The sequence below is a fragment of the Rhodococcus sp. JG-3 genome (genome assembly GCF_000482405.1).
Lineage (GTDB): Bacteria > Actinomycetota > Actinomycetes > Mycobacteriales > Mycobacteriaceae > Rhodococcoides > Rhodococcoides fascians.
The window spans coordinates 126,830-146,774 of sequence record NZ_KI519398.1; the positions used below are offsets into that span (position 1 = coordinate 126,830).

At 66.5% G+C, this 19,945-nt stretch carries 23 protein-coding genes; 6 read left to right on the top strand and 17 right to left on the bottom strand.

The genetic code is table 11. The features are described from left to right. Nucleotides 1-43: 43 nt before the first annotated feature. From K414_RS0101715 to dacB, 11 genes are all read right to left on the bottom strand, one after another. Nucleotides 44-1,285, bottom strand: coding sequence for a DUF6779 domain-containing protein (locus tag K414_RS0101715; protein ID WP_027494367.1), 1,242 nt, complete (start codon nt 1,283-1,285; stop codon nt 44-46). Between the two features lie 90 nt (nt 1,286-1,375). Continuing rightward, nucleotides 1,376-1,846: a DUF3180 domain-containing protein gene (locus K414_RS0101720; RefSeq protein ID WP_037219619.1), complete on the bottom strand. Its 471-nt coding sequence runs from the start codon at nt 1,844-1,846 to the stop codon at nt 1,376-1,378. Then, nucleotides 1,843-2,352, bottom strand: a complete 510-nt coding sequence (gene folK / locus K414_RS0101725) for a 2-amino-4-hydroxy-6-hydroxymethyldihydropteridine diphosphokinase (protein ID WP_027494369.1) — start codon at nt 2,350-2,352, stop codon at nt 1,843-1,845. Before folK ends, K414_RS0101720 begins: the two co-directional genes overlap by 4 nt. Next, nucleotides 2,349-2,750 (bottom strand): dihydroneopterin aldolase, encoded by a 402-nt coding sequence (gene folB / locus K414_RS0101730; RefSeq protein WP_045841635.1) that lies wholly within the window; start codon nt 2,748-2,750, stop codon nt 2,349-2,351. The genes folK and folB overlap by 4 nt, the downstream gene beginning before the upstream one ends. After that, the gene (folP, locus tag K414_RS0101735; RefSeq protein ID WP_202595038.1) at nt 2,747-3,595 is read right to left on the bottom strand and encodes a dihydropteroate synthase; all 849 of its coding nucleotides are present in this window, start codon (nt 3,593-3,595) and stop codon (nt 2,747-2,749) included. Before folP ends, folB begins: the two co-directional genes overlap by 4 nt. Nucleotides 3,596-3,614: 19 nt before the next feature. Then, the gene (gene folE / locus K414_RS0101740) at nt 3,615-4,214 is read right to left on the bottom strand and encodes a GTP cyclohydrolase I FolE (protein ID WP_027494372.1); all 600 of its coding nucleotides are present in this window, start codon (nt 4,212-4,214) and stop codon (nt 3,615-3,617) included. 234 nt (nt 4,215-4,448) lie between these two features. Continuing rightward, a complete protein-coding gene (gene ftsH / locus K414_RS0101745; RefSeq protein WP_051364886.1) occupies nt 4,449-7,289 on the bottom strand; it encodes an ATP-dependent zinc metalloprotease FtsH in 2,841 nt (946 codons plus the stop codon). Nucleotides 7,290-7,596: 307 nt separating this feature from the next. Next, on the bottom strand, nt 7,597-8,148 hold the full coding sequence (gene hpt / locus K414_RS0101750) for a hypoxanthine phosphoribosyltransferase (RefSeq protein ID WP_027494374.1): 552 nt from the start codon (nt 8,146-8,148) through the stop codon (nt 7,597-7,599). Between the two features lie 11 nt (nt 8,149-8,159). Beyond that, on the bottom strand, nt 8,160-9,113 hold the full coding sequence (gene tilS, locus K414_RS0101755) for a tRNA lysidine(34) synthetase TilS (protein WP_027494375.1): 954 nt from the start codon (nt 9,111-9,113) through the stop codon (nt 8,160-8,162). Between the two features lie 16 nt (nt 9,114-9,129). Then, nucleotides 9,130-10,206 carry a zinc-dependent metalloprotease gene (locus tag K414_RS0101760; RefSeq protein WP_027494376.1) on the bottom strand — a complete coding sequence of 359 codons (1,077 nt, stop codon included), beginning with the start codon at nt 10,204-10,206 and terminating at the stop codon, nt 9,130-9,132. Continuing rightward, nucleotides 10,203-11,573 carry a D-alanyl-D-alanine carboxypeptidase/D-alanyl-D-alanine-endopeptidase gene (dacB, locus tag K414_RS0101765; RefSeq protein WP_051365287.1) on the bottom strand — a complete coding sequence of 457 codons (1,371 nt, stop codon included), beginning with the start codon at nt 11,571-11,573 and terminating at the stop codon, nt 10,203-10,205. The genes K414_RS0101760 and dacB overlap by 4 nt, the downstream gene beginning before the upstream one ends. A gap of 178 nt (nt 11,574-11,751) precedes the next feature. On the opposite strand from dacB, the gene K414_RS0101775 reads away from it, so the two are divergent. Continuing rightward, a complete protein-coding gene (locus K414_RS0101775; RefSeq protein ID WP_027494378.1) occupies nt 11,752-12,243 on the top strand; it encodes an inorganic diphosphatase in 492 nt (163 codons plus the stop codon). Nucleotides 12,244-12,307: 64 nt separating this feature from the next. Next, the gene (locus K414_RS0101780; protein WP_027494379.1) at nt 12,308-12,766 is read left to right on the top strand and encodes a PAS domain-containing protein; all 459 of its coding nucleotides are present in this window, start codon (nt 12,308-12,310) and stop codon (nt 12,764-12,766) included. A gap of 86 nt (nt 12,767-12,852) precedes the next feature. On the opposite strand, the gene K414_RS0101785 is transcribed toward K414_RS0101780, so the two are convergent. The 3 genes from K414_RS0101785 to K414_RS0101795 all read right to left on the bottom strand — a co-directional run bounded on the left by K414_RS0101785 (nt 12,853) and on the right by K414_RS0101795 (nt 15,353). After that, nucleotides 12,853-13,929: a GGDEF domain-containing protein gene (locus K414_RS0101785; RefSeq protein WP_027494380.1), complete on the bottom strand. Its 1,077-nt coding sequence runs from the start codon at nt 13,927-13,929 to the stop codon at nt 12,853-12,855. A 130-nt stretch (nt 13,930-14,059) separates the two neighbouring features. Continuing rightward, nucleotides 14,060-14,524, bottom strand: coding sequence for a MarR family transcriptional regulator (locus tag K414_RS0101790; protein WP_027494381.1), 465 nt, complete (start codon nt 14,522-14,524; stop codon nt 14,060-14,062). A 1-nt stretch (nt 14,525) separates the two neighbouring features. Beyond that, nucleotides 14,526-15,353, bottom strand: a complete 828-nt coding sequence (locus tag K414_RS0101795) for a crotonase/enoyl-CoA hydratase family protein (RefSeq protein WP_027494382.1) — start codon at nt 15,351-15,353, stop codon at nt 14,526-14,528. Nucleotides 15,354-15,473: 120 nt separating this feature from the next. Here K414_RS0101795 and K414_RS0101800 point away from each other — a divergent pair, with 120 nt between their 5' ends. Beyond that, a complete protein-coding gene (locus tag K414_RS0101800; protein WP_027494383.1) occupies nt 15,474-15,971 on the top strand; it encodes a 2-oxo-4-hydroxy-4-carboxy-5-ureidoimidazoline decarboxylase in 498 nt (165 codons plus the stop codon). A 10-nt stretch (nt 15,972-15,981) separates the two neighbouring features. Here K414_RS0101800 and K414_RS0101805 read toward each other — a convergent pair whose 3' ends face one another. Together K414_RS0101805 and K414_RS0101810 are read right to left on the bottom strand one after the other, a co-directional pair. After that, entirely contained in the window at nt 15,982-16,206 is a 225-nt protein-coding gene (locus tag K414_RS0101805) for a DUF6480 family protein (RefSeq protein ID WP_027494384.1), read from the bottom strand. A gap of 28 nt (nt 16,207-16,234) precedes the next feature. Next, nucleotides 16,235-16,813 carry a TetR/AcrR family transcriptional regulator gene (locus tag K414_RS0101810; protein ID WP_027494385.1) on the bottom strand — a complete coding sequence of 193 codons (579 nt, stop codon included), beginning with the start codon at nt 16,811-16,813 and terminating at the stop codon, nt 16,235-16,237. Nucleotides 16,814-16,951: 138 nt separating this feature from the next. Here K414_RS0101810 and K414_RS25795 point away from each other — a divergent pair, with 138 nt between their 5' ends. From K414_RS25795 to K414_RS0101825, 3 genes are read left to right on the top strand one after another with little or no spacing between them, the layout of a single operon-like run. Continuing rightward, complete coding sequence (locus K414_RS25795) at nt 16,952-17,947, top strand: hypothetical protein (RefSeq protein ID WP_037218812.1); 996 nt, start codon at nt 16,952-16,954, stop codon at nt 17,945-17,947. Nucleotides 17,948-17,958: 11 nt separating this feature from the next. Continuing rightward, nucleotides 17,959-18,921: an allantoicase gene (alc, locus tag K414_RS0101820; protein WP_027494386.1), complete on the top strand. Its 963-nt coding sequence runs from the start codon at nt 17,959-17,961 to the stop codon at nt 18,919-18,921. Nucleotides 18,922-18,948: 27 nt separating this feature from the next. Further along, nucleotides 18,949-19,422 carry a YbaK/EbsC family protein gene (locus K414_RS0101825; RefSeq protein ID WP_027494387.1) on the top strand — a complete coding sequence of 158 codons (474 nt, stop codon included), beginning with the start codon at nt 18,949-18,951 and terminating at the stop codon, nt 19,420-19,422. Nucleotides 19,423-19,433: 11 nt separating this feature from the next. On the opposite strand, the gene K414_RS0101830 is transcribed toward K414_RS0101825, so the two are convergent. Beyond that, nucleotides 19,434-19,937 carry a hypothetical protein gene (locus K414_RS0101830; RefSeq protein ID WP_027494388.1) on the bottom strand — a complete coding sequence of 168 codons (504 nt, stop codon included), beginning with the start codon at nt 19,935-19,937 and terminating at the stop codon, nt 19,434-19,436. Nucleotides 19,938-19,945: the final 8 nt, after the last annotated feature.

The following is a 19,945-nucleotide window of genomic DNA, read 5'->3' on the forward strand; positions in this document are numbered from 1 at the left end:
AGCGGCACCGAACGTGCCATGGGAAACCGGTGTGATCTGGTTCTCAGTCTGCGCGACGGCGACGGCGACGCGTGCCGGCGTCGGTGGTCGTCGTGTCGGCCGAATCGCCGCCTGCCAGCCCGGCCATGATCTCGGCGACGGAACGGCCGTTGGAGTGCGCGCCGGACGCCTCCTCGGGGGATTCGGCGCGCCTGCGTCCGCGTCGCGGTGCATCCGCCGTCTCCTCGGCAGGCGTGTCGTCGACGCGGTCGGCTGCGAAGAACGCATCGGCCGAATCTCGCAGCGAGCGGCGAGACTCCGGGTACGTGGCCTCTTCTTCGGCCGATTCGGGCTCGGGGGCCTGCTGAGCCTGTGCCTCCTCGACAGGTTCGGCGTCCTCGACTGCTGCTGATTCGGCCGGTTCGGATTCGGCCGCGGGTCGACGCGTCTGCTCGAAGTTGTATGCGGTGAACGGCGAGGTGGGCGGGCTCACCCGACCGGCCGGCCTCGGTGCCCCGTAGGGGCGGGACTGCGCGGCCGGCGGCTCGGTGCGGTCGTTCTGCCCGGCGTCGGTGACGTCGTCGGAACCCTCCGGTGCAGAACCCTGCTCGGCGGACGCGTCCTGTGCGTACCCGGAATCGGGGTCCGGTGCCGCCGTCGCACGGGGCATTTCGTCCGGATCCTCGGGATAGACCACCGACGTCTCGGCGGTGACCGGCTCGTCGTAGGGCGTACCCACGCCGTTGAAGCCGGGGCCTGCGGGTCCGTTGCCGTTGCCGCCACCCCGTACGTACAACCCGGACGGTGCGGGCTGATAGCTGTCGTAGCCACGGCCACCGAGTTCCTGCATCCGCATCGCCTCGGCGCGCAGTGCGACCCGTTCGGTCGGTAGATTGCCCTCGAAGAGCACCTGCAGGTTCTGGCGCAGCGCGGCCAGTTCGTTACGCAGCGCAGCGACCTCGTCCGATTCCAACCGCGTCTCGTTGCGCACCCGGGCTTCGACGCTCATCTCGTACTCGCGTCGGGCCGAGATCTCGCGGGCGAGTTGTAGTTCGTAAACGGTCTGTAAGTCCTTGGCCTTGGTCTGATCCGCGGCCGCTTCCCTGCGGTACTTCGTCATCGCGAACGCACCGATCACCGCGGCCCACAGCGCCGAGAGCACCCCGACGCGCATCCACTGCACGCTTTCGCTGAACAACAACAGCACACTGGCGACGATGCCTAACACGACGAGCGCCGCGAGGAACAGCTGGCTCGCACTACGCCGCTTTCGGCGTCCCTTCTTGGCGCGAGTCTGATCTGTCATGTTCTCAAGGGTAACCGGCCTGTCGGTCGCATCTGGTCATCCCCGACCGATCACGTACACAACGAAGGTAACGATCGAGGGACGGATACGTTATCGGGAGCGCTCGTCGTCCCGATCTTCCGGGGTGCGGCAGCACTGCTCGAGCCACACCGCGGCGGCGACGACGGCCAGGCCCGCGACGAGGGCCACGATCGCTCCGGCTCGGTCCGCCGACGCCGCTCGCACAGTTGCCGCTCGTGGCAATACGTACACCAGGAAACCGACGCACACCCCCACCAGAGCGGTTCCCACCAGCAGCGACGCCTTCGCCAACACCAGCGCCCGGAAGACCGTCAACGGATGCAGGTCGTGCAGACCGGTACCCACTCGATGCTCGGCGATGCGATTGCGGACGATCACCGCGGTCACCACTTCCACCATCGCGACCAGATACAGCGACGCTCCGGCGTACACCGGGATCGGCGGAAACGAACCGTAGAAAACCCGCACCAGCAGCCACGTGCCCACTGCGGCGATCAGAAACAAACCCAAGACATCCCAGAGCTTGGTGGGATTGGTCACCACAGTCGATCACCGTCGTCGTCGAGACGGACGACTCCCACTCGCTCGTCGGCACTCAGTCGCTCGAGCAGATCGGAGACCGGCACGTCCACCCCGCCGACCCGAAGTGTGGCGTCGGGCTCGACGTCCAGCCACGGCAGCAGCACGAACGCGCGCTCGTGCGCACGGGGATGGGGAAGAATCAGGCGCGGGTCCTCACTGATGACGTCGTCGCACACGATCACGTCGACGTCGAGGCTGCGGGGTCCCCAACGCTGCACTCGAACGCGGTCCGCTGCCTCCTCGAGTTGCTGCGCCAGACGCAACCAGTCCCACGGGCCGTAGGCATCGTCCTCGGCCACCACGATCGCGTTGAGGAAGTCCTGTTGCTCGACGCCACCCCACGGAGCAGATCGATGCACGGCCGAGCACGCCACCACGCGCGAACCCAATTCCGTTGTGACAGAACGCAAGTGGCTCATCGAGTCGCCGATGTTGCTGCCGATCGACAGCACTGCACGGCTCACTTTCGCTCCCGATAGGCCACCACGGCAACGTCGCCGAACGTCAGGGGAATGGGAGCCGACGGCTTGTGCAGCACCACCTCCACCGCGTCGACTCGGGAGTCGTAACCGAGCACCACCTCGGCGATCTCGGCGGAGACCGTCTCGATCAGATCCCGGGACGGGCCCGCTACGACCGCCGCGGCATGTTCGGCCAGCTCGCCGTAGTGCAACGTCCGAGTCAGATCGTCGGTCTCGGCCGCGGGCGAGAGATCCATCCAGACGGTGATGTCGACGACGAAGTCCTGGCCGTCTCGCTTCTCGAAGTCGAAGACCCCGTGATTGCCGCGGACGGTCAGCCCGCGCAATTCGATGCGGTCACCGCGACGAGTCCCTGCAGCGGCACTGTTGATCTCGCTCATGCGCGACCACCCTGCCATGCCCGCACGACGGCCACCGCGTCGAGTGACGACCGGACGTCGTGCACCCGCACTCCCCACGCGCCGCCGGCGACGGCGAGGGCCGAGACGACGGCCGTCGCGATCTCCCGGCCGTCCGGTGGACGCGGTGAACCGTCGGGTTCGGCGAGGAGCGAGCCCAGAAAACGTTTGCGGGACGCACCCACCAGAACCGGGAAACCGGATTCCACCAGGGTGGGCAGTCCGCGCAGCAGCTGCCAGTTGTGCTCTGCGTTCTTGGCGAATCCGAGGCCCGGGTCCAGCACGATCCGCGACGCGTCGACCCCGGCGCTCACTGCGTGGTCGACCTGCTCGAGCAGTTCGCGGCGGACGTCGGCGACCACGTCGTCGTAGTGATCGGCCGGACCGGTGTGCCGGAACGCCGAGTCGGCGGCCCGCCAGTGCATCAGGATCCACGGCAGCCCGCCTTGCGCGACCACGCCGGCCATCGCGGGGTCGGCTCGACCGCCCGAGACGTCGTTGACGATCGACACCCCGGCCTCGATCGCCGCAGCGGCGACGTGTGCGCGCATCGTGTCGACGCTGGTGCTCACGCCTTCGGCGGCCAACGCCGAGATGACCGGTACGACGCGCTGCACCTCGACCGACGGGTCGACGCGGTCCGCCCCGGGGCGCGTGGATTCCCCGCCGACGTCGACGATGTCGACTCCCAGCCGATGCATCACCAGACCGTGTTCGACGGCCGCGTCGACGTCGAGGTAGCGACCGCCGTCGGAGAACGAATCGGCCGTCACGTTGAGAACGCCCATGACGATGGGCGCAGCGGGAACGGAGCGCGCGAGAATCATCGTGATCGGACCGGAACCGTCATTTCCGGAGGATCAGGTCCAAGGCTTCCGAACGCGATGCCGCGCTGGACTGCAGCAGACCCCGGACCGCCGAGGTGGTGGTGCTGGCACCGGGCTTGCGGATACCGCGCATCGCCATGCAGAGATGCTCGGCCTCGATCACGACGATCGCACCGCGCGGGTCGAGCTTGCGCATCAACGCGTCGGCGATTTGGCTGGTCAACCGCTCCTGCACCTGGGGACGCTTGGCGTACATGTCCACCACGCGGGCCAGCTTCGACAGACCGGTCACCTTGCCGCTCTTGCCGGGGATGTATCCCACGTGGGCGACGCCGTGGAACGAGACCAGGTGGTGCTCGCACGTGGAGTACATGGGGATGTCTCGAACCAGAACCAGTTCTTGATGGCCTTCGTCGAAGGTCGTGTTCAGCGCGGTGTCCGGATCGGTGTAGAGGCCGGCGAAGATCTCGCGGTAGGACCGGGCGACACGAGCCGGGGTATCGAGCAGGCCCTGGCGGTCGGGATCCTCACCGACGGCAATGAGCAACTCGCGTACCGCAGCCTCCGCGCGGGGCTGGTCGAACACCGCGCCCGTGGCAAAGGCCACCGTCTCCGCGATTCCCTGCTGCGGGGCGGCGGATTGCACGGCTGCTGGGACTTCTGCCGAGTCGCCTGTCGACTCGTCGGTCCTGTTGACTGACACGAGAACGTACCTCCGGTTGGGCTCCGAGAATGTGGCAGCTGGGCGGGCGTGCTGCTCGGTGTGAACGGCTCGCCGACGAACAACAGCACGGGTTCGAAACGACGCACTGGGTCGACCGCGACGGTCGACCCAGTCAGCCTAATGATCGGACTAGCGGTGTGAGCCGCCCGGTCCTTCCCACCGTTGGGTGCGTGGGCCGGCGTCGCCGTCGTTGTTTCCGTGACGGTCGCCGTGCTCACCCTGTTGCGACTCCTCCGACGAACCATGAGCGGGTCGATCGTCTCCGGGCAGCGGGTAGTTGTGCGAGCTTTCCGGAACCTCCCATGTGGGAGTCGACTCCGGCGCGCCCTCGGAATTCTCGCTGTAGGGAGGCTCGTGCCGGGACGTGCGACCGTGCTCCCCGGCGTCCGGCCGGAACGGATCCGGCTGGTACTGCGGCGGCTGATACGACTGCTGCGGCTGCTGCGGGTCGTACGACTGCTGCGGCTGGGGCGGCTGGTAGGACTGCGGCTGCTGATACGTCGGATGCTGGTGGTAGCCCTGATCCGAGTCCTGTTCACGCGGAGGCTGGTACTGAGCCGGCGGCGTGGACGGGCCTTGGTAGCGCGGCACCTGTGGCTGATCGCGCGGCGGCCAGCCGGGTGCCGACCAGCCGGCGGGAGCGCCGTAATCGGGGCCCGAACCATTGGGACCCGATCGGGGCTCGGGCCGGCGATAGCCCTCGGAGTATCCGCCGCCTGTGGTCGGCCCGCCGTAGCTTCCGTTGGCAGGACCGCCGTTGGTAGCGCCGTTGTAGCCGCCACCGTTGGTAGCCCCGTTGTAGCCGCCGCCGTTGTTGCTACTGCCGTTGTAGTCGCCGGGGGCAGGCGCGCTACGTCGACCGGCACCCGTGTTCGGTCCGAGCTCGCCGGTGCCGGGTGCGCCGTTGCTGGGTGCGCCGTTGTAACCGTTGCTGCCGTTCTGCTGCCCACCCTTGGTCAGCTGCGGCGACCCGGCGTAGCTGGGCTGCGGAAACTGTTGTGGCGGAAGCTGTTTCGGCGCCGGTGGTACCGGAGGCCACGGCTCGCCGCGCTCGGCTGCGAGCTCGCGAGGAGTCTTGACCGGCGGCTTGTCCGACGGCTTACGGTCACCGAAGTCGTTGAACAGCGTGATGCGCGGGCGCTTGGTGACGCTGTGGAAGATCTTCTCGAGGTCCTTGCGGGTCAGCGTCTCACGTTCGAGCAGCTCGGAGGCAAGGGTGTCGAGCAGGTCGCGGTACTCGTTGAGGATGGCCCACGCCTCGGTGTGCGCGGCTTCGATGAGCTTGCGCACCTCCTCGTCGATTTCGCGTGCGACCTCGTGCGAGAAGTCCGACTGCTGTCCCATCGAACGACCGAGGAACGGGTCGCCCTGTTCCTGTCCGTAGCGAACGGCACCGAGCTTGCTGCTCATGCCGTACTCGGTGACCATAGCGCGGGCGATCTTGGTGGCCTGGTCGATGTCCGAGGACGCTCCGGTGGTCGGCTCGTGGAACACAAGCTCTTCCGCGGCGCGTCCACCCATGGCCATCACCAGGCGTGCGATCATCTCCGACCGCGTCATCAGGCCCTTGTCGTCCTCGGGGACCGTCATCGCGTGGCCGCCGGTGCGACCGCGCGCGAGGATGGTCACCTTGTACACGGGCTCGATGTCGGGCATCGCCCATGCCGCGAGAGTGTGGCCACCCTCGTGGTACGCGGTGATCTTGCGCTCGTGCTCGCTGATGATGCGGCTCTTGCGGCGCGGACCACCGACGACGCGGTCGACGGATTCTTCGAGCGACGCCTCGGTGATGACGGTGCCGTTCTCACGAGCGGTGAGCAGTGCCGCTTCGTTGATGACGTTGGCCAGGTCTGCACCCGACATTCCGACGGTTCGCTTGGCCAGACCTTCGAGGTCTGCATCCTGCGCGACGGGCTTTCCGGCCGAGTGCACCTTCAGGATCGCTCGACGGCCGGCCAGGTCGGGGGCACCGACCGGGATCTGACGGTCGAAACGGCCCGGACGCAGCAGGGCCGGGTCGAGGATGTCGGGCCGGTTGGTGGCGGCGATGAGGATGACGCCGGTGCGCTCACCGAAGCCGTCCATTTCGACGAGCAGCTGGTTGAGCGTCTGCTCGCGCTCGTCGTGTCCGCCGCCCATGCCTGCGCCGCGCTGGCGGCCGACGGCGTCGATCTCGTCGACGAAGATGATGCAGGGGCTGTTCTGCTTGGCCTGCTCGAACAGGTCGCGCACGCGGGATGCACCGACGCCGACGAACATCTCGACGAAGTCGGAGCCGGAGATGGTGAAGAACGGGACGCCCGCCTCGCCTGCGACGGCGCGCGCCAGCAGCGTCTTGCCGGTTCCGGGAGGGCCGTACAGCAGGACGCCGCGCGGAATCTTGGCACCGAGGGCCTGGTAGCGCGCCGGGTTCTGCAGGAAGTCCTTGATCTCGTAGAGCTCTTCGACAGCCTCGTCCGCGCCCGCGACATCGGCGAACGTGGTCTTCGGCATATCTTTCGTCAGCTGCTTGGCTTTGGACTTCCCGAAGCCCATGACACCGCCGCGGCCGCCGCCCTGCATACGGCTCATCACGAAGATGATCACGCCGAGGATCAACACCATCGGGAGGATGAGAAGCAGGAACGAGCTGAACCAGCTCTCCTGGGTGACGGTGGTGTTGTAGCTTTTCAAGCCCTGCGAGTCGACCTTGTCGAAGATCTGCTCGGACGCCGAGTCCGGATACTTCGCGATGATCTGCTTCTCGTTGTCCGTGGCGTCGGAGGCCTCTTTGAGGGTCAGCCGAATCTGCTGCTCACGGTCGTCGATCTGCGCGGACTCGACATTGCGGTCGTCGAGCTGGGCGATCGCCACCGAGGTGTCGACCGACGTCCAGTTCCGCGTGTCGTTACCGAAGTAGCTGAAGGCATAGATCACCAACAGAATGCCGAAAACGATGGCGAGATTTCGTATTACTGTCTTCCGATTCATACAGCTTCAGCCGACTCGGCCGTGTCCTTTCAGTCCGCTCCCGCGCGCTGGCTGCTCCCTGCCCGCCGGATACTCCAGGCTACCGCGAGACTCGGACATCGGACTCGCTCTTACCTGGCGCTCTGCGTCCACGCGCCTGTCGGCGTCGACGCTTCTTCCCCTCCAACGACTGCACTCCCCCGGCAGTTCCCCGTGTATCGCCGCACACTATCCGGATCGATGGACCATTGCATACGTCTCGGCGCGGCAATGGTCCATTGACGGACGGTCCAGCGCAGCGACACGGGCGGAGCCGAAAGAACTCGGATCAGCTGTACACCTTCGGGTCCAGCAGACCGATGTACGGCAGATCGCGGTATCGCTCGTTGTAATCGAGGCCGTAGCCGACGACGAACTCGTTGGGGATGTCGAAGCCCACGTTCGCGACCTCGACGTCGACCTTGATCGCGTCGGGCTTACGCAGCAACGTCACCACCGACAGCGAGGCGGGCGACCGGGTCGCCAGGTTGCGCTTGAGCCAGCTCAGTGTCAGACCCGAGTCGATGATGTCCTCGACGATCAGCACGTGACGTCCGGTGATGTCGCGGTCGAGGTCCTTGAGAATCCGGACGACGCCGGAGGACGACGTCGACGAGCCGTAGGAGCTCACCGCCATGAACTCGAGCTGCGCCGGGATGGGCAGGGCCCGCGCGAAGTCGGTCATGAACATGATCGCGCCCTTGAGAACGCCGACCAGCAGCAAGTCGCCTTCGGGAGCACCCTCGGGATACCGCTTGGCAATTTCCTCTGCGAGTTCCGCGGTCCGTGTTTTGATCTGTTCCTCGGAAATGAGAACCGATTCGATGTCGCCCTCGTACACGGGGTTTCCCTTCATTCGTTCTCCAGGCCGACGCTCAGCCTGCCATGCCGACGCGAGCACACCAACCTCGCCTCCGGCGTTCCCCCAGGCAGCGCAACTCCGCCCTGCCCGGTCCAGCGCACGACGAGCGCATCGACAGCGCGGATCTGACGGTCCGACAACGACGTCACACCCCGGCCGAGGAGCCAGCGCCGTACCACTCGGCGGCGGATCGCAGGGTCGGACGATTCGATCACCGAGACGTCCAACTCGCGCGTGTTCGTATCGACGACGGCCGCGGCAATGGCGTCGAGCGCTCGGCCGTCGTCCTGCAACTGCTCGGCCGTGCGGGCCAGAGCCGGAGCGACGCCCCCACCGAGCACGTCCTCGAGCAACGGCAACACCTCGTGGCGTAGTCGCACCCGAGTGAAGTCGGGATCGGTGTTGTGCGGATCCTCGAACGGTTCGAGTCCCAGCTCCGCGCACGCGGCCCGCGTCACGGCGCGGCGGACCCCGAGGAGCGGCCGACCCCACGGGGCGTCGAACGCTGCCATTCCGGCGATGGACCGCGGCCCCGAGCCGCGACCGAGGCCCAGCAGCACCGTCTCCGCCTGATCGTCGAGAGTGTGCGCCACCAGCACCGAGGCATCACCGCGCGCGCCGTCCAATGCGTCGTATCGGGCTCGGCGAGCGGCAGCTTCCATCCCGCCCGAACCGGCCACGGTCACCGTCAGCACTCGGGCGTCGTCGACGCCCAGCAACCGGGCACGCTCGGCGGCGACGGCAGCCACCTCGGCCGATCCCGCCTGCAGCCCATGATCGACGATCAGCGCCGTCACGTTCGAAGCCTCGGCTGCCGTCGCCGCAGTGAGCGCCAGTGAATCCGCACCACCGGACAACGCCACCGCTACCGGGCCGGGATGCGCCGCCAACCAACCCCGCACCGCTCGCCGAACCTCCAGCAACGCCGGAGACTCGGGCAGCATGGGTCGTTCCGCAGGCTCAGCCAAGGACTCGCGCGACCCACGCATCCGGGTCCTCGATCTCCGACAGCAACGGCAGAGTGTCCGGCCCGGTCCACACCGTGTTGAAGCGTTCCATTCCCACCGAGCCGACGACGTGATCGACGAATGCCTTGCCGCGTACGTATTGCGCCATCTTCGCGTCCATCCCGAGCAGCGTGCGCACGACGCGTTGCACGGGGTTGACTTTGCGTTGGCGTCGCCGATCGAACGCGCGGCGGATCTGCACCACCGACGGCACGACTGCCGGTCCGACGGCGTCCATGACGTGGTCGGCGTGACCTTCGAGCAGTGTTCCGAGAACGAGAAGCCGGTCGATCGCCTGCCGCTGCGGCTCGGGCTGGGTCGCGCGGAGCAGACCGATGATGCCGGCGTCCTCGGCGGATCCGCCGGGATTCTTCCTGGCCTTCAGAGCGCCGCTCAGCCGAGTGAGGACATCGGACATCGGCTCGTCGGTGCCGTCGGAGAGCAATCCGACGTTGTCCCGCATGTACTGCCCGAGCCACGGCGCGGAGGAGAACTGCACTCGGTGGGTCACCTCGTGCAGGCATACCCAGAGTCGAAAATCACTGGGCGAGACGCGAAGTGCACGTTCGACGGCGATCACATTGGGTGCGACCAGCAGCAGGGTGCCGCTCTCACCGGTGAACGGATCGTACTGTCCCAGAATGGCACTGGACAGGAACGCGAGCATGGCACCGGCCTGCAACCCGGCGGGCTTGCCACCGAGCAGTCCGGTCGGGGGTGCCTCGTTCTCGTCCCCGGTGAGGTGCTTCATCGACGCGGCCGCCGCTGCGATCCATCCTGCTCGATCGACCACCTGGGCGTCGGGCACCGGCAGACCGTCGGCCAGACCGGTCGTCTCCCGCACCGGACCCTCGGCCCGAACCGATGCTGCGGCAAGCTCTTCCACGGCTGCGGCGGCGGTGTATCGCGAGGTGGCCGGCCCTCGGCGGGCCAATCTCGCTCCGGCCTTCGCGGCCACCGCCCAGTCGACTGCGCCGGCGAACCCGGACGTGGCGTCGTTGTCGTCGGCGGTTGCTGTTTCGGTGCTCATCGGCAACCACACATTCTCAGGGTCGATGCGACGGCATCGAGGGCGGGTCGACTGACATCGGGTGGCCGGTCGTTGGACATCAGGGCGAACGTCAGGATCCGACCGTCTACGTCGACGACGTACCCCGCCAGAGCGCTTGCAGCGGAGAGGGTTCCGGTCTTCGCGCGAACCCAGCCGGCACCGGTGCGATCACCCGAGGCGTACCGATCGGACAGCGTTCCGGTGGCACCGGCGACCGGTAGGTAGTCGAGCATGGGCCGCAGTGCCGGTTGACCGCTCCCGGCTGCCGACGTCAGCACCTGATCGAGCAGGCGCGCGGGAATCCTGCCGTCGACCGACAGTCCGCTCGCGTCCTGCAACGACAGACCGGCCATGTCGAAGCCGGCCGAGAACAGGGTCTGGCCGATGGACGCCACCGCCCCGGAAAAGCTTGCCGCCGTGTTCATCTCGAGCGAGAGTTCTCGGCCCACCGCTTCGGCGAGTACGTTGTCGGACCGATAGATCATCTGCTGCAGCCGATCTCGCAACGGGGCCGACTGCACCGATGCGATCTGATCGGCACCCTCCGCCGCCTTGCCCGTCGTCACCGCAGCGGGGTCGACGCCGAGTCCCGCGGCGAGGGCGCGGCCGGCATCGAGGGCAGGCGTGGTGCTACGCGGCGATTCGTCGACGAGGGGGTTCGAGCGGCCGCCGTCGAGCATGATCGGTTCGATCGGGGTGATCGATCCGGCGGCGATGTCGGCCGGGAACCAGCCCTGGGCCATCGTGTCGCCGGAGTAGATGGACGTGTCGACGCTGATGCTGCGCACTGCGGTTCCGCTGCGACGGATCTGCTCCACCAGGTCGTCGATACGCGCCGCTCCCGGATAGAACCCGGTCGTACCCACCGGCAGGGCGGTGAGCGTGGGGTCGCCGCCGGCGATCAGCACGATGTTGCCCTCACCGCTGCCCTGGACCACCCGGGTCGCGACGCGGTGGTCGGACGGAAGCGCGAGCATCGCGGCCGCTGCCGTGAGCACCTTGGTCGTCGATGCGGGAGTCATGGGCGTGTCGGGATTCTGCGACCACAGGATCTGGCCGGTCTGCGCGTCGGCCACGGTTCCGGTGAAGGTGCCGAGCGCGGCGTCGTCCACCACGGGTGCCAACGCGCCCGCGAGACCGGCTGCGCTCGGCACCGGGGCGGAGTCGGGGAACGCGGTGATCGACGGGTTCGGCAGCACCGTCTCGGGTGGGGGTGCGATCGCGGCGTCGGCACTCTCGGAGACCCTGGGCAGCACCAGAGCGGCGGTCGTGACGGCAAGGACCACGACGAACACCGCGCACAGCGTGAGGATCAACCGCTTCTTCCTGCGTCTACGCCCCGCCATGGGACCGAGGAATCGCCGTGTCAGCCCCGCCACCGTTCCTCCGTCATTGCCGTGGTCGTACCCATGATCATCGAGTCAACAGTATCCTCGGGTCCGGTAGCCTTGCGCCGCCACCATAGAGACATTCGCAAACCACTCGAGTCCGGTCGGGCTCGAACCAAGACAGTGAGGACTGCACGTGTCGTTCGACGTCACCATCGAGATCCCCAAGGGGCAGCGCAACAAGTACGAGGTCGACCACGTCACCGGACGTGTTCGCCTCGACCGCTACCTCTACACCGCGATGGCGTATCCGGCCGACTACGGTTTCATCGAGAACACCCTGGGCGAGGACGGCGATCCGCTCGACGCGCTGGTGCTGCTGCCCGAGTCGGTGTACCCCGGTGTCATCGTCGAGGCCCGCCCGGTGGCCATGTTCAAGATGGTCGACGAAGCAGGCGGCGACGACAAGGTGCTGTGTGTGCCGGCCGGCGACACCCGCTGGGATCACATCCAGGACCTGAGCGACGTCTCGACCTTCGAGCTCGACGCGATCAAGCATTTCTTCGTCCATTACAAGGATCTCGAACCCAACAAGCACGTCACCGGTGCAGACTGGGTGGGTCGCGCAGAAGCCGAGGCCGAAATCGCTGCGTCCTTCAAGCGTTTGACGGACAATCCGGGTCACTGATCCTTTCGGCATCACAACACCTCGTTTCGGCCGTGAGCCGACGAACCACAGTTTGGGGAGACGTATGACCGACAGCACTTCCAACGGCACCGCCGGTGATCGGCGCAATCTGGAGTCGCGGCCGATATCGGACCCGACCCAGTTCCCCGATCTGCCGGTGACCGTCGTTCTCGACCGGATCCCGGTACCGATTCTGGCTGTCGATCCCACCGGTGCCATCGTGTTCGCAAACGAGGCCTTCGACGATCTGTTCGGACTCGACCGGACAGAACGAGAGGACTTCCACCTGCACGACATCTTCCCGGATCGAGCTCCGGAGGGCGTGAACGTCGCGGAGATGTTCCTGACCACCGTCGCCACCCGTGCGGACTCCCTGTGGCGGATGACCGACAAGACCGGCGACATCGTTCAGGTGCGGGCCAGCAAGTCGATTCTCAGGCGCACCGAGGACACCATCGTGCTCGTCGCGTTGGAGGATTTCACCGACCAGCTGTGGAACGACCCGAAGAGCGCTCTGCGCTGAGACTTCGAAGAGCGCTCTGCGCTGACGGTTCGATTCGTTCTCCCCAGAACGTTTCCCGGGAACGACCAACGGTGTACACCGGCATGTCAGGTGCCGGTGTACACCGTTGCTTTGTTTCCACCCGCGTGTTTCGACTCGTACATCGCTGCGTCGGCGTCGAGCAGTCCGTTGTGCATCAACTCGGCCGACTCGTAGGACGAATCGGCCGACCGCCACCGGCCGGCATCGAGTATCGCGACCCCGATGCTGACCGTCACCGGCACGTCGTCGCCTGGATCGTGCACCGCCTCGCGAATGTCGTCGGCCAGGTGTTTCGCGGAGTCGGCGTCGACCGGAACGGCAATCGTGAACTCTTCACCTCCGGTCCGCGCCACGCACGGACGTCTACCGGTGACAGCGCTCAGCCGCCGCGCTGTCCGACGAAGAACCCGGTCACCCATCGCGTGGCCGAAGGTGTCGTTGACCCGCTTGAACTGGTCCAGATCGACCACCATCAACGCCACGGATTCAGTGACGGCCAATCTGCCCAGCATCCGCTCGAGCCGCAGTTCCAGACCGCGCCGATTGAGCAGGCCCGTCAAGGAGTCGGTGTTGGCGAGGTCGAGCTGGCGTTGGATGACGGCGCGAAAGGCGAGCACCGAGTTGACCACAAGCACCGTGACGAGAGCGCGCGCGACGATCGAGGCCGGGTCGTCCGGGCGTTCGAGGACGGCCAGAACCGCGAGCAGCAGAATGACGGCGTTGACGAACGCCGTGTGAAATTTCAGTACGTTGCGGCGGGAGAAGTATGCGATGTAGGTGCCGATCACCGAGAACAGGGCAGCCCCGTACAGAGCCAGGTCCCGGTCCGCAAAGGTCAGCAGTAGCCCCGACACCCCCACGTCCGCATAGATCACAAACCATCCGGGCATGTGCGAGGCGTCCACCGACCGTAACCACCACCACGCTCCCACCGGCAGGGTGGAGAGCAGCACGATCGTGCAAATCAGCACGGCTGTCGTGCCCACCGGACCGTCGTCCGACAGCATGATGATCGCGCCGATCACGCCGAACGACGGGACGAGCACTGCGATACCCCGGGCCACGCGACGCTCGAGCCGGATCGAGCCCGATCGGGGTCCGATCTCGGACGACGGGGAGGGTAGGTCGTGATCGGTTGGCATCGCGTCCCCTCCGTCCGTTCCGAGCAGTCCGAGCATTCGCGTACGACGGCGTCGCGCCCCGGCCGTCGAGGCAGGGCTCGAGCGTACGAAACGACTCGACCGTCGGCACCGAGTTCTCGGAGTCCGAGGCTCAGACGTTACCCGGGCGTTGAGTGGGCAGGTCCGGTCTGATGGTCTCGTAATCGGTCAAGAATCGGTCCAGCAGTCCGACCAGCGTCGCCCGATCCTCCTCGGCCCATCCTTCGATGACTCGTCCGAGGTTCTCGGTGCGGCGTTGCTGGATGGCCGCTGCAGCTTCCTCGCCGGACGGGGTGACGGCCAGAACGAATGCCCGCCCGTCACGTTCGTCGGGTACCCGAGCGACATGTCCTCGCTCGACCAGCTGGCCTACCTGCCTGCTGACCGTGGACGGGTCCGAGTTGACCATCGCGGCGAGCTCGCTGGACCGCATCGGTCCGTCGCGCAGCAGGCGGAACAGGCATACGTAGGCGGCACCGTCGACGACGCCCGAGGACGAGATCTGCGCGATGTTGCGCTCCCGAATCCGCTGCAGCCGAACCAGCTGTGTACCCAGCTCTTCGGCGTATTCGACCACGTCAGCTACCGGTGAATTGGGCCGGACGCTTCTCGAACACCGAGGTGATGGCCTCGGTGAGATCGTGTGAGGCGAGGAAAGCCGCATTCCAGGCCGCAACGAATCTCAGCGAGTCGTCGACGCTCGCCGACCGGGAATGGTCGAGGACGGTCTTGATGCCCTGCACAACCAGGGGCGGGTTCGCAGCAATGGCCGCGGCGCACTCGCGGGCGGCCGCGAGGACGGCATCGTGGTCTTCGAACACGTCGTTGACCAGGCCGATCTTCTCGGCGCGCGCCGCGTCGATGTCCTTGCCGGTCAACGCGAGCTCACGCAGGTGGCCGTCGCCGATAATTGCGGGGAGTCGAGCGAGAGATCCCATGTCGGCGACGATCGCGACACGCACCTCGCGGACGCTGAACTTCGCGTCGGCGCTGGCGTATCGCACGTCGGCGGCGGTGATGAGGTCGACGCCGCCACCGATGCACCAACCCTGCACTGCGGCGACGACGGGCTTGCGGCAGTCCGCCACGGCGTTGACGGCCTTCTGCATCGTCTTGATGGTGTCGTGGAACGTGGTCCTGGGTCCGGCGAGTGCTTGGTCGGCCATCAGCGGTCCGAACGTTCCGGCCATGGCCGGCAGGTCGAGACCGTAGGTGAAGTTCCTCCCGGAGCCCGCGAGAACCACGGCCCGTACCTCGGGATCGGCATCGAGTCGGTCGAACAGTTCTGGGCATTCGCTCCAGAAATCAGGGCCCATGGCGTTGCCCTTGTTCGGCCCGAGAAGTGTCACGTGCGCGATGTGGTCTGCGATCTCCACAGAGAATGCGGTCCAGTTCCGTTCGGTCATGCCTGCGAGCCTAGCGGCAGACGCAGCAGTACCCACAGGGCGTGTTACGCCGAGTAACGTCTGCGCTAAGAGCCTGCTCAGCTATGGCAATGGCCGACTCCGGTCCCCCATCATTCATGCATGTTGATGCATCAGGGGTTGGGTCTCGAGACATTCAACGATCTGCCGCGTCGCAAAGCGGTACACGCGCTCTACGAGTGTTGTTGTTCGGTTGCCTGGGCCTCACGTCTCGCCGACGGTCGCCCGTACCGGTCGCGGGACGAGTTGTTCACTGCGGCGGCCGCCGAGCTGAACGAGTTGTCCGACAACGTCATCGACGCCTTGGCCGCGACGCTGCCCGAGCCGAACAAGATGTGCACGGCCATGGACGCAGAATCACGTAGCGCCCTGGGCACCGCGGCGCGCGCGTACGAATCGAAATTCGGCTGGCGGTACGTCTCGAACCTGATGATGGCTCCCGACGGTTTCGAACCCAGGGACGTGCTGATGGAGCTCGGCCATCGACTCGACAACGACGAACCGACCGAACGGCTGGTCATGCGCAGGGAGTTGGTCGAGATCGATCACCGTCGCCTCGGCCGACTGTTGGGTCCCGAAGGCGGCTGGCCGCCGTACTGATATCGCGAGGTCAGCCGAAGAGGCCGACGACTCGGCCGATCAGGCCACCGGCGATCACGATTGCCAACAATGCCACCAGAACGATGACGACGATCGGCATCACTCGGCTGCGCTGCGGCGGTTCGTGGTTGGGCCCACCGACTGCTGTCTCGGCTGGAGGAGTATCGCCCGGCGTCACGCTACCGCCCGCTTCGAGGCCGGCAGTCTCATCGGGTTCTGGATTCTGAGCAGTCATGAACCCGGAGTACCCGGTAGCGCAGCCCTCAATCGAGCTGTGCTCTGGCTATCGCTCCGGCGAACAGTTCCGACACGGCATCGGCGATGACGGACCGGTCGATCTCCTCCGGATCCACCGAATGTTCCACGGCCAATCCGGAGATCAACGCAGCCAAGGACATCGCGAGGCGTCGAGCATCGAACGCTTCCCCCACACCCCATTGCACCGCTCGATCGGCGATGAGTCGTTCGAGCTCGGAGCGGAGGGCACGGCGGTCGGTGCGGTAACGCTCGGCGACCACCGGGTCTCGGCCCGCGAGAATCCCGAATTCGACGGTCAGTAGTGGCCACCGCGGCTCGGCGACCACCCAGGATGCGATTTCGCCGCCGCCGGCTCCCGCTGCCGCCTGCGGGTCCAGGTCGGACACGTGAGCGAGTACTCGGGCGGCGAGATCGAGTGAGCGCTGTGCCAGCAGTTCGGCGAACAGCCCTTGCTTGGAATCGAAGTTGGAGTACACGGCCCCCTTCGTGAAGCCGGCCCTATCGGCTATGTCGGTGAGCTTGGCCGCCGCGTATCCGCGCTCGGTGAACTCGTCGGCGGCTGCGGCGAGCAGTCTCTCTCGCACATCGGTGCGCTGCGGCCTGCGCTGTGGCTGTGTCGATCGCCACTCTTCTTGCTGCTCGGCATTCACGATACCTAGAGTATTGAATACCTCGGGTATCGACAAGGTCTTCGAGTCTCGACATGTTCAGGAGCACTTTTCATGCGCAAGATGTCACTACTCGCCGCCGCAGTGCTGGTGCTGCAACTCGGCTTCATCCTCAGCTACGTGTCGGCGTTCCATCAGCCGACTCCCCACGCGATTCCGATCGTCGTGGTGACCGAGGCCGGGCTTCCCGCCGGCCTGGACCAGCAGACCGCCGACCGCCTCGACGCCATCGACGGTGCGCCGCTCGACGCGCGTACGGCAGCGGACACCGCCGAGGTTCGCACTCTGCTCCGCGATCGGGACATCCTCGGTGCCTACGTCGTCGGCTCGAGCGGCACCGACACACTGATCACCGCGAGCGCTGCCGGCAGCTCGGTGGCGACCGCCCTCGAATCGATCTTCACCGAGGTCGATGCCGCTCAGGGGCGCCAATTCGTGGTGCGTGACGAGATCCCGGTCGGTGTGCACGACAACCGTGGGTTGTCCGGCTTTTATCTGTCGGTGGGCTGGGTCGTCGGCGGCTACCTCCTCGCGGCCGCCTTCGGTCTCCTCATCGGGGCACCGACGACCCGACGCGAAACCTGTGTCCACGTCGGCATTCTCGCCGCGTACTCGATTGCCTCGGGCGCACTGGGAGCACTGCTGACCACCCACGTACTCGGAACCTTTGCCGGACACTGGTTTCCGCTCACCGTGCTGGGCACCGGGGTCGTCTTCGCCACCGGACTGTTCACGATGGGTCTGCGAGCCCTGATCGGAGTGGCTGCGGTACCGGCGGCGATCGTGCTGTTCGTCATCCTCGGAAATCCCAGCGCTGGAGGCGCTTTCGGGGCCAACGTACTGCCGCATGTGTACGCGTCGATCGGCCGGTGGATCACCCCGGGCATCGGCACCGAAGGAGTGCGCAGCATCGTGTACTTCTCGGGTGCGGGGGTCGGGCAGCCGGCACTCGGACTGGGTCTCTACATCCTGATCGGCGTGCTGCTGATGGCTGCGGCAGCGGTTCTGCGCCGTCGTCGCAGCGCCGGTGAATCGATGCCGAGCCAGTAAAGTGGCATCCCATGACTGCCACCTTCCCTCTGCCGATGCCCGATCTCGCTGTCCGCACACTCGGCGGCGCAGTGGTGTGGGCGAACGACGAGACGTTCGCCGAGAAGGAAAATCTGATCACACCGGGCAAAGCCGACTACTCGACCGCGACGTTCGGGCACAAGGGGCAGATCTACGACGGGTGGGAGACGCGGCGCCGACGCGAGGCCGGCCACGACGAGGCGATCGTGCGACTCGGAGCTGCCGGTGTCGTATCGGCCGTCATCGTCGACACGTCGTGGTTCACCGGCAACTACCCGCCGGAAATTTCGGTCGAGGCCGCCGAGGTGACCGGATTCCCGTCACCGACCGAGCTGTACGAGACGGAATGGACGACCATCGTTGCCCGTAGTGCCGTCGACGGCGACAGCGAGAACCGATTCGAGGTCGCGTCCGACGCCCGGTGGACGCACGTCAAGCTGTCCATCTACCCGGACGGCGGCGTCGCTCGGCTGCGAGTACTGGGACGCGGCGTGCCGGACCCGAAGTTCCTCGCCGTCGGGCCCGTCGATCTGGCTGCGCTCGAGAACGGCGCATACGTCTCGGCCTGCTCCAACATGTTCTACAGCTCCCCCAACAATCTGCTGTTCCCCGGCCCGCCGCGCTCGATGGGCGAAGGCTGGGAGACCTCGCGTCGACGCAACGACGCCAACGACTGGGTGCAGGTGCAGCTCGCCGGCACGGGCCGAATTCGGCTGGCCGAGCTGGACACCAGTTGCTTCCTGGGCAACGCCCCCGGCGCGGCGTCCCTGCAAGGGCGACTGGGTGACGGCGACTGGATCGAACTCCTGCCGCGAACGACACTGCAGCCCGACACTCGGCATCGCTTCGTCCTCGACCACGACGCCCCGGTGTCGGAGGTGCGAATGGACATCTTCCCCGACGGGGGAATGGCGCGATTGAGATTGTTCGGTGATCTCGACCTGTCTGCGTAAACGGTCGTGTGGCAATAGGGTTGGGGCATGTCCCGGCTACTTCATCCGAATGCAGCCCATGTTGCCGACACCCTGATTTCTCGTGGTCATCACGGGGTGGTGGTGAACAGTCCCGAGGGCACCCACACCGCCGCCGACGCCGCAGCTGCGTTGGGCGTCGAGGTGGGTGCGATCGTGAAGTCGATGGTGTTTCTGCTCGACGACGAGCCGGTGTTGCTCCTGGTGTCCGGGGCTCACAATGTTCATCTCGAGCACACCGGTGAGCGTCTCGGCGGCACGCTCGCCCGGGCCGATCTGCGTACCGCCAAGCACGCCACCGGCCAGCCGATCGGGGGAATCGCTCCGGTGGGCCATCCGACGAATTTGGATACTTTCGTCGATCAGGACCTTGCGGCCCACCCGGAACTGTGGGCCGCGGCCGGGCACATCGACACGATCTTCCGCTCGTCGTACTCCGAGTTGCTGCGCATCACCGCAGGTCTGGCGATCGACGTCACCTGAGCTCGAACGACCTAGGAAGCAAGGGTCGGGGCAATTCGGGGTGCGCCGAGGATCGCGTCGACGACGTCGGTGTCGAGGCGGGTGCCGCGCGATTCGAGGAGCGGCAACACTCCCGCGGCCAGGAACGTCGACTGCCGCTCGATCTCGCCGTGTACCTGCAGCGTCACGCCGTCGGCGACGTCGGCCGCGGTGACGTCGGAGATCAAACTCGCCAGTCCCGACGGGGTACCGACGTAGCGGATGGACGACGGGCTTGCCGGCGCGTCGAGTGCGGCGAATTCCCGACGGGCCGTCCTGGCGTCGGCAGCGATGTAGATCTCGAGATCGAGGAAGACCGCGAGATTGTCGGCCGATTCACCGCGGTCGACGGCTTCCGCGTGCAACCGGGCGCGTTGCTGCTGAGCTTCCCGCAGGTCCGAGGCAACGATTCTGACGGTGTTCACCTCGGGCCCGACGGTCAGCTCGGTCCAGACGTCAGCGGATTCGATGGCTATGCGGGTGTGATTGTGCGACATGAGTGGTG

Excerpts from the sequence above, each read along its gene's own strand:
- folP (WP_202595038.1), bottom strand. The coding sequence starts at position 3,595 with ATGATTCTCGCGCGCTCCGTTCCCGCTGCGCCCATCGTCATGGGCGTT.
- K414_RS0101795 (WP_027494382.1), bottom strand. The coding sequence starts at position 15,353 with ATGACCGAACGGAACTGGACCGCATTCTCTGTGGAGATCGCAGACCAC.
- K414_RS0101715 (WP_027494367.1), bottom strand. The coding sequence starts at position 1,285 with ATGACAGATCAGACTCGCGCCAAGAAGGGACGCCGAAAGCGGCGTAGT.
- dacB (WP_051365287.1), bottom strand. The coding sequence starts at position 11,573 with ATGGCGGGGCGTAGACGCAGGAAGAAGCGGTTGATCCTCACGCTGTGC.
- ftsH (WP_051364886.1), bottom strand. The coding sequence starts at position 7,289 with ATGAATCGGAAGACAGTAATACGAAATCTCGCCATCGTTTTCGGCATT.
- folB (WP_045841635.1), bottom strand. The coding sequence starts at position 2,750 with ATGAGCGAGATCAACAGTGCCGCTGCAGGGACTCGTCGCGGTGACCGC.
- K414_RS0101780 (WP_027494379.1), top strand. The coding sequence starts at position 12,308 with ATGACCGACAGCACTTCCAACGGCACCGCCGGTGATCGGCGCAATCTG.
- K414_RS0101800 (WP_027494383.1), top strand. The coding sequence starts at position 15,474 with ATGTTGATGCATCAGGGGTTGGGTCTCGAGACATTCAACGATCTGCCG.
- tilS (WP_027494375.1), bottom strand. The coding sequence starts at position 9,113 with ATGCTGCCCGAGTCTCCGGCGTTGCTGGAGGTTCGGCGAGCGGTGCGG.
- K414_RS0101830 (WP_027494388.1), bottom strand. The coding sequence starts at position 19,937 with ATGTCGCACAATCACACCCGCATAGCCATCGAATCCGCTGACGTCTGG.
- K414_RS0101760 (WP_027494376.1), bottom strand. The coding sequence starts at position 10,206 with ATGAGCACCGAAACAGCAACCGCCGACGACAACGACGCCACGTCCGGG.
- K414_RS0101785 (WP_027494380.1), bottom strand. The coding sequence starts at position 13,929 with ATGCCAACCGATCACGACCTACCCTCCCCGTCGTCCGAGATCGGACCC.
- K414_RS0101825 (WP_027494387.1), top strand. The coding sequence starts at position 18,949 with ATGTCCCGGCTACTTCATCCGAATGCAGCCCATGTTGCCGACACCCTG.
- K414_RS0101805 (WP_027494384.1), bottom strand. The coding sequence starts at position 16,206 with ATGACTGCTCAGAATCCAGAACCCGATGAGACTGCCGGCCTCGAAGCG.
- alc (WP_027494386.1), top strand. The coding sequence starts at position 17,959 with ATGACTGCCACCTTCCCTCTGCCGATGCCCGATCTCGCTGTCCGCACA.
- K414_RS25795 (WP_037218812.1), top strand. The coding sequence starts at position 16,952 with ATGCGCAAGATGTCACTACTCGCCGCCGCAGTGCTGGTGCTGCAACTC.